The sequence below is a fragment of the Microbacterium sp. genome (genome assembly GCF_036823965.1).
Lineage (GTDB): Bacteria > Actinomycetota > Actinomycetes > Actinomycetales > Microbacteriaceae > Microbacterium.
The window spans coordinates 199,453-212,242 of sequence record NZ_DAITBE010000004.1; the positions used below are offsets into that span (position 1 = coordinate 199,453).

The following is a 12,790-nucleotide window of genomic DNA, read 5'->3' on the forward strand; positions in this document are numbered from 1 at the left end:
GATTAAATGACCTCCGGCGCCAGCGAGACGATCTTCATGAACTTCTTGTCGCGAAGCTCACGGCCGACCGGTCCGAAGATACGGGTGCCGCGAGGCTCCCCGTCGTTCTTCAGGATCACGGCGGCGTTCTCGTCGAACTTGATGTACGAGCCGTCGGGACGGCGCGTCTCCTTCTTGGTGCGGACGATGACCGCCTTGACGACGTCGCCCTTCTTGACGTTCCCACCGGGGATCGCGTCCTTGACGGTCGCGACGATGGTGTCACCGAGGCCGGCGTAACGACGCTTGGAGCCACCGAGCACGCGGATGGTGAGGAGCTCCTTGGCGCCGGTGTTGTCGGCGACCTTGAGTCGGGATTCCTGCTGGATCACTTGGCCTTCTCCAGAATCTCCACCAGGCGCCAGCGCTTCGTGGCGCTCAGCGGGCGGGTCTCGTTGATGAGGACCAGGTCGCCGATGCCGGCGGAGTTGGCCTCATCGTGCGCCTTGACCTTCGAGGTGCGGCGGATGACCTTGCCGTAAAGCGGGTGCTTCACGCGGTCCTCGACCTCGACCACGATGGTCTTGTCCATCTTGTCGCTGACGACATAGCCACGACGCGCCTTGCGGTAGCCGCGGGCTGCGGAGTCGCGCACGTCGTGCGCGGACGACTCGTGTCCTGCGGTCTGCGTCTCAGCAGTCGCTTCCTTCTTGGTGGCCATCACTCAGCCTCTTCCTTCACGGCGTCGTCAGCGGAGTCCGCCTTCTTCGCCTTCGACTTGGTCGCCTTCTTCGCCGGGACCTCGACCGGAGCGGGCGTCGCACGGATGCCCAGCTCGCGTTCGCGGATCACGGTGTAGAGACGCGCGATGTCGCGCTTGACGGCGCGGATGCGGCCGTGGCTCTCCAGCTGGCCGGTGGCCGACTGGAAACGGAGGTTGAACAGCTCCTCCTTGGCCTTACGCAGCTCCTCAACGAGGCGCTGGTCTTCGAACGTGTCGAGCTCTGCCGGAGCGAGCTCCTTGGTGCCGATCGCCATTACGCGTCGCCCTCCTCGCGCTTGATGATGCGTGCCTTGAGAGGCAGCTTGTGAATTGCACGGGTCAGTGCTTCGCGGGCGAGCTCTTCGCTCACACCGCCGACCTCGAAGAGGACGCGACCCGGCTTGACGTTGGCGACCCACCACTCGGGGGAACCCTTACCGGAACCCATGCGGGTTTCAGCAGGCTTCTTCGTGAGCGGACGGTCAGGGTAGATGTTGATCCACACCTTGCCGCCACGCTTGATGTGACGGGTGACCGCGATACGAGCGGACTCGATCTGACGGTTCGTGACGTACGCAGGCGTGAGTGCCTGGATACCGAACTCGCCGAAGGAGACCTTCGTGCCACCGGTCGCCTGACCCGAGCGACCCGGGTGGTGCTGCTTGCGGAACTTGACCTTACGGGGGATGAGCATTATGCCGACGCTCCTTCTGCGACAGGTGCCTCGTTGCGCGGCGCGCGGCGGCGGTCGCCACCACGGTCGTCACGACGGGCCTTGGGTGCATTGGCCTGCTCGCGAGCGAGCTCCTTTGCGGTCAGGTCGCCCTTGTAGATCCAGACCTTCACACCGATACGGCCGAAGGTGGTCTTCGCCTCGTAGAAGCCGTAGTCGATGTTCGCACGCAGCGTGTGCAGCGGCACACGACCCTCGCGGTAGAACTCCGAGCGGCTCATCTCAGCGCCGCCGAGGCGGCCGGAGACCTGGATGCGGATGCCCTTGGCGCCAGCGCGCTGCGCGCCCTGGAGACCCTTGCGCATCGCACGACGGAACGCCACACGAGCAGAGAGCTGCTCGGCGATGCCCTGCGCGACGAGCTGAGCGTCAGCCTCGGGGTTCTTGACCTCGAGGATGTTCAGCTGGATCTGCTTGCCCGAGAGCTTCTCGAGGTCGCCGCGGATGCGCTCGGCCTCGGCGCCACGACGACCGATCACGATGCCCGGACGGGCGGTGTGGATGTCGACGCGGACGCGGTCACGGGTGCGCTCGATCTCGATGTTCGAGACACCGGCGCGGTCGAGCTGCGTCTTCAGCAGGTTGCGGATCTTGATGTCCTCGGCGACGTAGTCGGCGTAACGCTGACCGGGCTTCGTCGAGTCCGAGAACCAGCGCGACACGTGGTCCGTGGTGATACCGAGACGGAAGCCGTACGGGTTTACCTTCTGTCCCATTACTTGCTCGCCTTCTTGTTGCTGTCGCCCGGGGCGGCCGGAGCAGCCTCAGGCGTCGAGAGCACGACCGTGATGTGGCTCGTGCGCTTCTTGATCTGGAAAGCGCGACCCTGTGCACGGGGCTGGAAACGCTTGAGCGTCGTGCCCTCGTCGACGTAGGCATTCGCTACGTACAGGTCCTGCTCGTCGAGGTACTCGCCGTCACGATCCGCCTTGACCTGTGCGTTGGCCATGGCCGACGCGACAAGCTTGTAGATCGGCTCACTGGCGCTCTGCTGTGCGAACTTCAAGATCGCCAGAGCCTCCTGGGCCTGCTTGCCCTTGATGAGCGCGACGACACGACGAGCCTTCTGAGGGGTCACGCGGATGTGTCGCACGCGTGCGATGGACTCCACCATTTCTCTCTCCTCTACGCCAGCGCGTTAGCGCCGACGACCCTTCTTGTCGTCCTTCTCGTGGCCGCGGAAGGTGCGGGTGGGCGCGAACTCGCCCAGCTTGTGGCCGACCATGGTCTCGGACACAAACACGGGGATGTGCTTGCGACCGTCGTGGACCGCGATCGTGTGACCCAGCATGGCCGGGATGATCATGGACCGGCGAGACCAGGTCTTGATGACGTTCTTGGTGCCCTTTTCGTTCTGACCGATCACCTTGCGAAGCAGGTGCTCGTCGACGAAGGGGCCCTTCTTAAGACTGCGAGGCATCTTCTCTTACTCCTACTTGCGCTTCTTGCCGGCGTTACGACGACGCACGATGTACTTGTCGCTTTCCTTGTTGGCGTGACGGGTACGACCCTCAGCCTGGCCCCAAGGGGAAACGGGGTGACGTCCACCGGAGGTCTTGCCCTCACCACCACCGTGGGGGTGGTCGACCGGGTTCATCGCGACACCACGCACGGTCGGGCGGACGCCCTTCCAGCGCATGCGGCCGGCCTTGCCCCAGTTGATGTTCGACTGCTCGGCGTTGCCGACCTCGCCGATGGTCGCGCGGCAGCGCGCATCGACGTTGCGGATCTCGCCCGAGGGCAGACGCAGCTGGGCGTAGGGGCCGTCCTTGGCGACGAGACGGACGGATGCTCCGGCCGAACGTGCCATCTTCGCGCCGCCACCGGGGCGGAGCTCGATCGCGTGGATGACGGTACCGGTGGGGATGTTCTTCAGCGGGAGGTTGTTTCCCGGCTTGATGTCAGCCCCGGCACCCGACTCGACGACGTCGCCCTGCTTCAGCTTCGCCGGCGCGAGGATGTAGCGCTTCTCGCCGTCGAAGTAGTGCAGCAGCGCGATGCGCGCGGTGCGGTTGGGGTCGTACTCGATGTGAGCGACCCGAGCGTCGACGCCGTCCTTGTCATTGCGACGGAAGTCGATGACACGGTACTGGCGCTTGTGGCCACCACCGATGTGACGGGTCGTGATGCGGCCCTGGTTGTTGCGACCACCGGTCTTCGAGAGCGGGCGCAGCAGCGACTTCTCCGGCGTCGATCGAGTGATCTCGGCGAAGTCAGCCACCGACGAGCCGCGACGGCCCGGGGTCGTGGGCTTGTACTTGCGAATAGCCATGATTGTCCTTATCCCCGATCAGCCGATTGCCGTGAAGATGTCGATGGTGCCCGACTTCAGGGTGACGATGGCGCGCTTGGTGTCCTTGCGCTTGCCGGTTCCGAAGCGGGTGCGGCGAGACTTGCCGACGCGGTTGAGAGTGTTGACCCCAGCGACCTTGACGCCGAAGATCTTCTCGATGGCGAGCTTGATCTCGGTCTTCGAAGCGCGCGGGTCGACGAGGAAGGTGTACTTCCCCTCGTCGATGAGCCCGTAGCTCTTCTCGGACACGACCGGCTTCAGGATGACGTCGCGCGGGTCCTTGTTCAGGGCCGTCTGGAGAACAGATGCCTGCTCGCTCATGCGGAGACCTCCTGGTTGGCGCCGGACTTGGAGGCGATGAAGCCCTCGAGCGCGGCCTGGGTGAAGACGATGTCGTCGGAGACGAGCACGTCGTAGGCGTTGAGCTGGTCGAACGTCAGCACGTGCAGGTTCGACAGGTTGCGGATGCTCTTCAGCGTCACGTCATCGTTGCGCTCGATGACGACGAGCACGTTCTTCGACGAGACGACGTTGGTGAGGAAGTTCACCGCGGTCTTCGTGGAAGGCGTGCCGTCGATGCCGAAGGACTCGATGGCGTGGATGCGGTCACCACGGAAGCGGTCGCTGAGCGCGCCCAGGAGGGCGGCGGCGATCATCTTCTTGGGGGTGCGCTGCGAGTAGTCGCGCGGCTTCGGTCCGTGGACGATGCCACCACCGGTCATGTGCGGCGCGCGGATGGAACCCTGACGGGCGTTACCCGTGCCCTTCTGCTTGAAGGGCTTGCGGCCGGCACCGGAGACCTCGCCACGACGCTTGGTCGAGTGCGTGCCCTGGCGTGCCGCCGCGAGCTGCGCGACGACGACCTGGTGGATGAGCGGGATGTTCGTCTTGGCGTCGAACAGGGCGGCGGGAAGCTCGATGGAGCTTGCCTTCTTGCCGTCTGCCTTCAGGACGTCGAGCGCGAGAGTGGAGTCAGCCATGTTCAGGCACCCTTCACTGCGTTGCGGACATAGACGATGCGGCCACGAGCACCGGGGACGGCGCCCTTGACGAGCAGCAGACCCTTCTCGATGTCGACGGCGTGCACCGTGAGGTTGAGGACGGTCACGCGCTCGCCACCCATACGGCCGGCCATGCGCATGCCCTTGAAGACGCGGCTCGGGGTCGACGAAGCGCCGATGGAGCCGGGCTTGCGGTGGTTGCGGTGCGAACCGTGCGATGCCGAGACGCCCTTGAAGTTGTGACGCTTCATGACACCGGCGAAGCCCTTGCCCTTGCTCGTGCCGACGACGTCGACGAGCTGACCGGCTTCGAACGTGCCGTCGACCGTGAGCTCCTGACCGAGTGAGTAGTCAGCAGCATCCGCGGTGCGGATCTCGGTCACGTGGCGACGCGGCGTGACGCCGGCAGCCTCGAAGTGAGCCGAGAGGGGCTTGTTCACCTTGCGGGGGTCGATCTGGCCGTACGCGATCTGCACGGCGTTGTAGCCGTCCTTCTCGGGGGTACGAACCTGCGTGACCACGTTGGGTGCGAGTTCGATGACGGTGACGGGGATGAGCTTGCCGCTCTCGTTCCACACCTGGGTCATGCCGAGCTTCGTGCCCAGCATTCCCTTGGAAATCTTTGCGTTGATGTCAGCCATGTCGAACCTCAGAGCTTGATCTCGATGTTGACATCGGCCGGGAGGTCGAGACGCATCAGCGAGTCGACGGCCTTGGGCGTCGGGTCGACGATGTCGATCAGACGCTTGTGGGTGCGCATCTCGAAGTGCTCGCGGCTGTCCTTGTACTTGTGGGGCGACCGGATGACGCACACGACGTTCTTCTCGGTCGGAAGCGGCACGGGGCCGACGACGGTCGCGCCCGCACGGGTCACGGTGTCGACGATCTTGCGTGCCGACGAGTCGATGACCTCGTGGTCATACGACTTCAGGCGAATGCGGATTTTCTGTCCCGCCATTGTCTGCTCACTCTCTATAAGCGTCTTACCGACCTGGGCCGGGTGACCCAGGGGCATTGGACGCACGTCGGCGCTGTTCGCGCCTCGGCACTCGAACGGCTCTCGCGAGTCGATCTGCTGCACCACTGTTCTTGTATCAGCCCGCATGTCTCTCGACCTGCAGGATGCCGACACTCCACCACGCATGGCGAAGCCCTCGGAATGAAGGTTGTCGGGGATGTTCTGCTACCCGCGGCCTAGAACCCTGCGTCGTCCCGGAGGACCCGCCGTCTATGCACTGCCCTGGCAGTGATCCGGCACGCATGACGCACGCCGGAATGTCGAACCTGTCTATTCTGCCACGACCGATTTCACTTCTGCAAACCCGGGCGTGTCGCGCCTCCTCGTCGAGGCGCCGACGACGCTCTGATCAGGTCAGATCGCGGGAGATAGCGGGGCGAGGCATCCCCATGCCTCGCCCCGCTTGGGGAGGGCGTTCAGTGCGAGGGGGCACACCGAACGCGAGGAATCCGGCGTGAAGGGACGCCAGGATCCTCGACCGAGGGCGCGACGGAGAAACCCTCGCCGCGCAGGCAGGGAGACGCTGAGGCACAGAGCGTGCGCGCGTCGTACGATGATCCCCAAGATCGTCATTCCCCAGATTGAACGCGGAAGACCGCGTATGTCGGAATGCCGAACCCCTTCGACATTCCCGACCGCAAGATCCCCAGGCGGTCATGCACAGTCTACGGGTTCGGCGGGACGGATGCGAGCTTCCGGAGCCGGATTCCCACCCCGCACACAGAACGGCGGCCCGCTCCGTGGAGCGGACCGCCGTCATCGTCTGCGGAAGAGACCTACTCGTTGCCGATCGCCTTGTCGGCCGAGTCGCGGATCTCATCGATCTTGTCGGCAGCACCCGGCGCGATCTTCTTCGCGAAGTCCGCGACGCCGTCGAGGACCTTGTCGCTGATGTCCTCGGCCTGCTCGCTCTTGACGGCCTCGGCGATCTTGTCCTTGTTCTGCTCGAAGAGATCCTTGCCCTTGTTGACGGTGTCTTCGATACCCATGGTGTTCCCCTTCAGAGGTGTGTGCTGACGACCAGTTCGGTCGATCACCCTCATTGTGCATGTCGCCGGCTGCGAACGGAACCCCCGGCCGCGATTGCTCCCGACTGCGTCGCGAGAGGTCGCCCGTCAACGACAGCGGGGCCGGACCCGAAGGCCCGACCCCGCTGCGAGGAAGCAGATGCTTACTTGATGATCTTCGTGACCGTACCGGCGCCGACGGTGCGTCCACCCTCACGGATGGCGAAGCCGAGGCCCTCCTCCATGGCGATCGGCTGGATCAGCTCGACCGTCACGTCGGTGGTGTCGCCGGGCATGACCATCTCGGTGCCCTCGGGCAGCGTGATGACGCCGGTGACGTCGGTGGTGCGGAAGTAGAACTGCGGGCGGTAGTTCGTGTAGAACGGGTTGTGACGCCCACCCTCATCCTTGGACAGGATGTACGCGGTGCCAGCGAAGTCCGTGTGCGGCGTGACCGAACCCGGCTTGACGATGACCTGACCGCGCTCGACGTCCTCACGCTTCGTGCCACGGAGCAGGAGACCGCAGTTCTCGCCGGCCCATGCCTCGTCGAGCTGCTTGTGGAACATCTCGATACCCGTGACGGTGGTCTTGACGGTCGGACGCAGTCCGACGATCTCGACCTCGGAGTTGATGGCCAGCGTGCCACGCTCGGCGCGGCCGGTGACGACGGTTCCACGACCGGTGATCGTGAAGACGTCCTCGACGGGCATCAGGAACGGCTTGTCCTTGTCGCGCACGGGGTCGGGGACGTTGTTGTCGACGGCCTCCATGAGGTCGAGGATCGACTGCGTCCACTTCTCGTCGCCCTCGAGGGCTTTGAGCGCGGAGACGCGGACGACAGGAGCGTCCTCGGCGAAGCCCTGCGATGCGAGCAGCTCGGAGACCTCGAGCTCGACGAGCTCCAGGATCTCCTCGTCGTCGACCATGTCGGACTTGTTCAGCGCGACCAGCAGGTACGGCACGCCGACCTGCTTGGCGAGCAGCACGTGCTCACGCGTCTGAGCCATCGGGCCGTCGGTGGCGGCGACCACGAGGATCGCGCCGTCCATCTGAGCCGCACCGGTGATCATGTTCTTGACGTAGTCGGCGTGGCCGGGGGCGTCAACGTGCGCGTAGTGGCGCTTCGGGGTCTCGTACTCGATGTGCGAGATGTTGATGGTGATACCACGCTGGCGCTCTTCCGGCGCCGAGTCGATGGAAGCGAAGTCGCGCTGCACGTTGGTGTCAGACGGGAACTTGTCAGCAAGCACCTTCGAGATCGCTGCGGAGAGCGTGGTCTTGCCGTGGTCAACGTGACCGATGGTTCCGATGTTGACGTGCGGCTTGGTCCGCTCGAACTTGGCCTTAGCCACTGGGTCCTCCTCAGGACGTCATGTAGAGGTTGCCGGGCACTGGTTTGCGACCGGTTCTCTACGGGTGTGAATCTCAGTTTAGTAGAGAGGGAATGTGAAGTTGTAGGGGAGCTGGGAACCCGGGGCGCTTCGCTGGGCTCGACGCCCCGGGTATCCCAGAAGGACGATTACTCGCCCTGGTTCTTCTGGACGATCTCGTCGGCCACTGCGCGGGGAACCTCAGCGTAGCTGTTGAACTCCATCGAGTAGACGGCGCGGCCCGAGGTCTTCGAGCGCAGGTCGCCGATGTAGCCGAACATCTCGGACAGCGGGACGTGTGCACGGACGACCTTGACGCCTGCGGCATCCTCCATCGACTGGATCTGGCCGCGACGCGAGTTCAGGTCACCGATGACGTCGCCCATGTACTCCTCGGGAGTACGCACCTCGACCGCCATGAGCGGCTCGAGGAGCACGGGGTTCGCCCGACGAAGAGCTTCCTTGAAGCCCATCGATCCTGCGATCTTGAACGCCATCTCCGAGGAGTCGACGTCGTGAGCCGCACCATCGACGATGGTCGCCTTCACGCCGACGATCGGGTAGCCGGCGAGCACGCCGACGTTCATCCCGTCCTGGAAACCGGCATCGATCGAGCCGATGTACTCACGAGGGATGCGACCACCGGTGACGGCGTTCACGAACTCGTAGGTCTTCTCGCCGTCGAGGTCGAGCGGCTCGATGTTGAACTGGATCTTCGCGAACTGGCCCGATCCACCCGTCTGCTTCTTGTGGGTGTAGTCGTACTTCTCGACGGCCTTCTTGATCGTCTCGCGGTACGCAACCTGCGGCTTGCCGACGTTCGCCTCGACGTTGAACTCGCGCTTCATGCGATCCACGAGGATGTCGAGGTGCAGCTCGCCCATGCCCTTGATGGTCGTCTGACCGGTCTCGGGGTTGAGCTCCGTGCGGAAGGTCGGGTCCTCCTCAGCGAGCTTCTGGATGGCGACACCCAGCTTCTCCTGGTCGGCCTTGGTCTTCGGCTCGATCGCGACCTCGATGACCGGCTCCGGGAACGTCATCGACTCGAGGACGACCGGGGCGGCGGGGTCGGTCAGGGTGTCACCGGTGGTGGTGTCCTTCAGGCCGATGACCGCGTAGATGTTGCCGGCGGTGACCGAGGCGACAGGGATCTCCTTGTTGGCGTGCATCTGGAAGATCTTCCCGATGCGCTCCTTCTTGCCCTTGGTCGAGTTGATGACCGCAGCGCCGGAGTCGAGGTGTCCCGAGTACACGCGGACGTAGGTCAGACGACCGAAGAACGGGTGCACGGCGACCTTGAACGCGAGGGCCGCGAACGGGTCCTTCGCGTCGGGGTGACGCTCGATGATCGTGTCGTAGTCCTTGGGGTCGTGCGCCTCGATGGAACCCACGTCGAGCGGGTTCGGCAGGTAGTCGACGACCGCGTCCAGCATCGGCTGGACGCCACGGTTCTTGAACGCGGAACCGCAGAGGACCGGGTAGATCTCCGAAGCCACGGTGAGCTTGCGGATCGCGCCCTTGATCTCGGCGACCGTGAGCTCCTCGCCACCGAAGAACTTCTCGAGCAGCGCGTCGTCGGTCTCGGCGACGGTCTCGAGGAGAGCCTGACGGTACTCGTCAGCCTTCTCCTTGAGGTCGGCCGGGATCTCCTGGATCTCGTAGGAGGCACCCATGGTCACGTCACCCTTGGAGTCACCGGCCCAGACGAGTGCACGCATCTCGACGAGGTCGATGACACCGATGAAGTCGTTCTCCGCACCGATCGGCAGCTGGATGACCAGCGGCTTGGCGCCGAGGCGGTTGATGATCGTGTCGACCGTGAAGTAGAAGTCCGCGCCGAGCTTGTCCATCTTGTTGACGAAGCAGATGCGGGGAACGTTGTACTTGTCGGCCTGACGCCACACGGTCTCGGACTGGGGCTCGACGCCCTCCTTGCCGTCGAACACGGCGACCGCACCGTCGAGGACGCGGAGCGAGCGCTCCACCTCGACCGTGAAGTCCACGTGACCGGGGGTGTCGATGATGTTGATCTGGTTCTTGTTCCAGTAGCAGGTCACGGCGGCAGACGTGATCGTGATGCCGCGCTCCTTCTCCTGTTCCATCCAGTCGGTGGTCGAGGCGCCATCGTGCGTCTCGCCGAGCTTGTGGTTGACGCCCGTGTAGAACAGGATGCGCTCGGTCGTCGTCGTCTTGCCGGCATCGATGTGCGCCATGATGCCGATGTTGCGGACCTTGCTCAGGTCGGTGAGCACGTCTTGTGCCACAGGAGTGTCCTTATCTTTCGTGCAGTCGTACTGCGCAGAGGGGGTGACAGGCTCAGGAACGCGGATGGGCTCCTGAGCCTGTCGAAGGGTTTACCAGCGGTAGTGAGCGAACGCGCGGTTCGACTCGGCCATCTTGTGAGTGTCTTCACGGCGCTTGACCGCGGCACCCAGGCCGTTCGACGCGTCCAGGATCTCGTTCTGGAGACGCTCGGTCATCGTCTTCTCACGACGACCCTTGGCGTAGCTCACGAGCCAGCGCAGTGCGAGGGTGTTCGCGCGGTGCGGCTTGACCTCGACCGGAACCTGGTAGGTCGAGCCACCGACACGGCGGCTGCGGACCTCGAGGGTGGGACGCACGTTGTCGAGCGCCTTCTTGAGGGTGGCGACGGCATCCTGGCCGTTCTTCGCCTCGACGCCGCGGAGGGCGCCGTAGACGATCGACTCGGCCAGCGACTTCTTGCCGTCGACGAGGATCTTGTTCACCAGCGAGGTGACGATCGGTGCGCCGTATACCGGATCGTTGACAACGGGGCGCTTCGGGGCGGGACCCTTACGAGGCATCTAACTCAACCCTTCTTCGCGCCGTAGCGGGAACGAGCCTGCTTACGGTTCTTGACTGCCTGGGTGTCCAGGGCGCCACGGACGATCTTGTAACGCACACCGGGGAGGTCCTTGACACGACCGCCGCGGACGAGCACCAGCGAGTGCTCCTGCAGGTTGTGGCCCTCACCGGGGATGTACGCGGTGACCTCGGTGCCGTTGCGGAGCTTCACACGAGCGACCTTGCGCATCGCCGAGTTCGGCTTCTTCGGGGTGGTGGTGTAGACGCGGGTGCAGACCCCGGCCTGCTGCGGGTTCGACTTGAGTGCGGGCGCCTTGGTCTTGGTGACCTTGGGCGAGCGACCCTTGCGAACCAACTGCTGAATGGTTGGCACGTTCTCTCCTCATAGTGCTGCACGGTGACAGCGTGATGGGTTTCACATCATGACCCACCGGCACGCCGGAATCGACGAGCTTTGTGGTGTGGTGGGTATGCCGTGGAGGCGGACCGGCAAGGTGCCGACGCCCAGTGCGCACGTCGAGACGTGCACACACCTGATCAAGTGTAATGCCGCGTAACCTGACGGTCAAATGGATGCCGGTCCCGGAGCGTCAGGGGCGGTCTGGGTCGAACGGCGAGTCCAGCGACTGCGTCAGCTCGGCCAGCAGCGCCTCGATCTGCGGCTCGACGTGCTGCGAGATCGCGGCCTGGATGGAGATCCGGTGGCGCAGCAGCAGCCCGCACACCTCGCGCCCGACCATGTTGGCGTACTCGTCGGCGAGCCCGACCTCCTGACGGAGCGCGGCCTTCGCCTCCTCGCTCAGGGGCGGGAGCGGAGGCAGCTCTGCGGCCGCGTCATCCGCGAGTCCGGCGATCGTGAACAGGAACGGCGCACCGGCGACCGGCTCCGGATCGAGGGGCAGCCCGTCGAACTCGGGGTCGAGGTTCTCGGTCGGGCGATAGCCGCGCGCACGGTTCCGAGCCGACTGCTGATCGAGCTCACCCTGCAGCGTCGGAAGGTTTCGTGCCGTGTACTCGGCGACCGCATGGTCGACGATCGTCTTGATGCGCGTCGACAGTCCGTGCTGCACGCCGTGCGGGACGTTGGCACCGATACCCGCTGCCGAGAGGATCGGCGAGCCGAGGCAGCGACGGCACGGAGCGACTCTGCCTCGATGGGTGGCCGGCTCCCAGCGGGGCACCCAACGCAGCCAGGCCTCGACGGCCTGGTCGACCTGCGTCTCCAACGAGCGCTCCACAGGACCAGCGTACGGCGCGTCGCGCCGCAGCGCGCCGATTTCCGCACTCACCGGCGGGGCGTCACTCCTCGTCGTCGCGTTCCCACGGCCATTGCGGACGCCGCGAACGGGTTCGACGGAGCGCGACACCAGCCCAGCCCGCGATGGCGGCTGCGAGCAGGAGCACCGCGCTCGCCCCGCCGCGGACGAGGTCGCCGGCGACGGCGGTGGCGGTGATGATGCCGCCGGTGGCGATCAACACGGCCATCCAGACCGCGATCAGGTGGGCGAGGGCCGAGACGAGCGCGATCGCCGCGGCCGAGACGTATGACGGGCGATCCCGTCGCAGCGCCGACCACAGCGTCACCGCGAACGCGAGCAGCGCCACGCTCATCCCGATGACGCCCGGCGCCTGGCCGAGACCTGGGACCGAGATGATGTCGGCGTCCGTGATGATGCTGACCGCCCCGAGGCCGAACACCGCGAGGGCGAAGAAGCCGATGGTCGCCAGGACCAGCGCCAGAGGCAGCGAAACCCCCGCGGACTCGGGTCCGCGGGGGTTCGGTGTCGTCATGTCTGC

19 protein-coding genes are annotated in these 12,790 nt (G+C 65.0%); all 19 read right to left on the reverse strand.

Annotation, left to right across the window (positions count from 1 at the left end):
• Positions 1 to 2 precede the first annotated feature (2 nt).
• Complete coding sequence (gene rplN / locus V7Z82_RS09045; RefSeq protein WP_045278746.1) at positions 3 to 371, reverse strand: 50S ribosomal protein L14; 369 nt, start codon at positions 369 to 371, stop codon at positions 3 to 5.
• On the reverse strand, positions 368 to 700 hold the full coding sequence (gene rpsQ / locus V7Z82_RS09050) for a 30S ribosomal protein S17 (RefSeq protein WP_334150383.1): 333 nt from the start codon (positions 698 to 700) through the stop codon (positions 368 to 370). Before rpsQ ends, rplN begins: the two co-directional genes overlap by 4 nt.
• Positions 700 to 1,017, reverse strand: a complete 318-nt coding sequence (gene rpmC / locus V7Z82_RS09055) for a 50S ribosomal protein L29 (RefSeq protein ID WP_045278747.1) — start codon at positions 1,015 to 1,017, stop codon at positions 700 to 702. Before rpmC ends, rpsQ begins: the two co-directional genes overlap by 1 nt.
• Positions 1,017 to 1,436: a 50S ribosomal protein L16 gene (gene rplP / locus V7Z82_RS09060; RefSeq protein ID WP_045278748.1), complete on the reverse strand. Its 420-nt coding sequence runs from the start codon at positions 1,434 to 1,436 to the stop codon at positions 1,017 to 1,019. Before rplP ends, rpmC begins: the two co-directional genes overlap by 1 nt.
• Positions 1,436 to 2,191, reverse strand: coding sequence for a 30S ribosomal protein S3 (gene rpsC, locus V7Z82_RS09065; RefSeq protein ID WP_017201587.1), 756 nt, complete (start codon positions 2,189 to 2,191; stop codon positions 1,436 to 1,438). The genes rplP and rpsC overlap by 1 nt, the downstream gene beginning before the upstream one ends.
• Complete coding sequence (gene rplV / locus V7Z82_RS09070) at positions 2,191 to 2,589, reverse strand: 50S ribosomal protein L22 (protein WP_334150392.1); 399 nt, start codon at positions 2,587 to 2,589, stop codon at positions 2,191 to 2,193. The genes rpsC and rplV overlap by 1 nt, the downstream gene beginning before the upstream one ends.
• A gap of 24 nt (positions 2,590 to 2,613) precedes the next feature.
• Positions 2,614 to 2,895, reverse strand: a complete 282-nt coding sequence (gene rpsS, locus V7Z82_RS09075; protein ID WP_045278750.1) for a 30S ribosomal protein S19 — start codon at positions 2,893 to 2,895, stop codon at positions 2,614 to 2,616.
• A gap of 12 nt (positions 2,896 to 2,907) precedes the next feature.
• Positions 2,908 to 3,747, reverse strand: coding sequence for a 50S ribosomal protein L2 (gene rplB / locus V7Z82_RS09080; protein WP_045278751.1), 840 nt, complete (start codon positions 3,745 to 3,747; stop codon positions 2,908 to 2,910).
• Between the two features lie 18 nt (positions 3,748 to 3,765).
• Positions 3,766 to 4,089: a 50S ribosomal protein L23 gene (gene rplW, locus V7Z82_RS09085; protein WP_045278752.1), complete on the reverse strand. Its 324-nt coding sequence runs from the start codon at positions 4,087 to 4,089 to the stop codon at positions 3,766 to 3,768.
• Complete coding sequence (gene rplD / locus V7Z82_RS09090; protein WP_091029526.1) at positions 4,086 to 4,748, reverse strand: 50S ribosomal protein L4; 663 nt, start codon at positions 4,746 to 4,748, stop codon at positions 4,086 to 4,088. The genes rplW and rplD overlap by 4 nt, the downstream gene beginning before the upstream one ends.
• A 2-nt stretch (positions 4,749 to 4,750) precedes the next feature.
• On the reverse strand, positions 4,751 to 5,410 hold the full coding sequence (gene rplC, locus V7Z82_RS09095; protein ID WP_045278753.1) for a 50S ribosomal protein L3: 660 nt from the start codon (positions 5,408 to 5,410) through the stop codon (positions 4,751 to 4,753).
• 8 nt (positions 5,411 to 5,418) lie between these two features.
• On the reverse strand, positions 5,419 to 5,727 hold the full coding sequence (gene rpsJ / locus V7Z82_RS09100) for a 30S ribosomal protein S10 (protein ID WP_030147986.1): 309 nt from the start codon (positions 5,725 to 5,727) through the stop codon (positions 5,419 to 5,421).
• A gap of 836 nt (positions 5,728 to 6,563) precedes the next feature.
• Positions 6,564 to 6,776 carry a hypothetical protein gene (locus V7Z82_RS09105; protein WP_334150401.1) on the reverse strand — a complete coding sequence of 71 codons (213 nt, stop codon included), beginning with the start codon at positions 6,774 to 6,776 and terminating at the stop codon, positions 6,564 to 6,566.
• A 182-nt stretch (positions 6,777 to 6,958) separates the two neighbouring features.
• Positions 6,959 to 8,149: an elongation factor Tu gene (gene tuf / locus V7Z82_RS09110; protein WP_045278755.1), complete on the reverse strand. Its 1,191-nt coding sequence runs from the start codon at positions 8,147 to 8,149 to the stop codon at positions 6,959 to 6,961.
• Between the two features lie 167 nt (positions 8,150 to 8,316).
• The gene (gene fusA / locus V7Z82_RS09115; RefSeq protein WP_334150405.1) at positions 8,317 to 10,431 is read right to left on the reverse strand and encodes an elongation factor G; all 2,115 of its coding nucleotides are present in this window, start codon (positions 10,429 to 10,431) and stop codon (positions 8,317 to 8,319) included.
• A gap of 90 nt (positions 10,432 to 10,521) precedes the next feature.
• Positions 10,522 to 10,992, reverse strand: a complete 471-nt coding sequence (gene rpsG / locus V7Z82_RS09120; RefSeq protein ID WP_017201608.1) for a 30S ribosomal protein S7 — start codon at positions 10,990 to 10,992, stop codon at positions 10,522 to 10,524.
• 5 nt (positions 10,993 to 10,997) lie between these two features.
• Positions 10,998 to 11,366 (reverse strand): 30S ribosomal protein S12, encoded by a 369-nt coding sequence (gene rpsL / locus V7Z82_RS09125; RefSeq protein WP_017201609.1) that lies wholly within the window; start codon positions 11,364 to 11,366, stop codon positions 10,998 to 11,000.
• Positions 11,367 to 11,583: 217 nt separating this feature from the next.
• Entirely contained in the window at positions 11,584 to 12,231 is a 648-nt protein-coding gene (locus tag V7Z82_RS09130) for a spermidine/putrescine ABC transporter substrate-binding protein (protein ID WP_334150755.1), read from the reverse strand.
• A 61-nt stretch (positions 12,232 to 12,292) separates the two neighbouring features.
• A complete protein-coding gene (locus V7Z82_RS09135) occupies positions 12,293 to 12,784 on the reverse strand; it encodes a hypothetical protein (RefSeq protein WP_334150420.1) in 492 nt (163 codons plus the stop codon).
• Between the last annotated feature and the right edge of the window lie 6 nt (positions 12,785 to 12,790).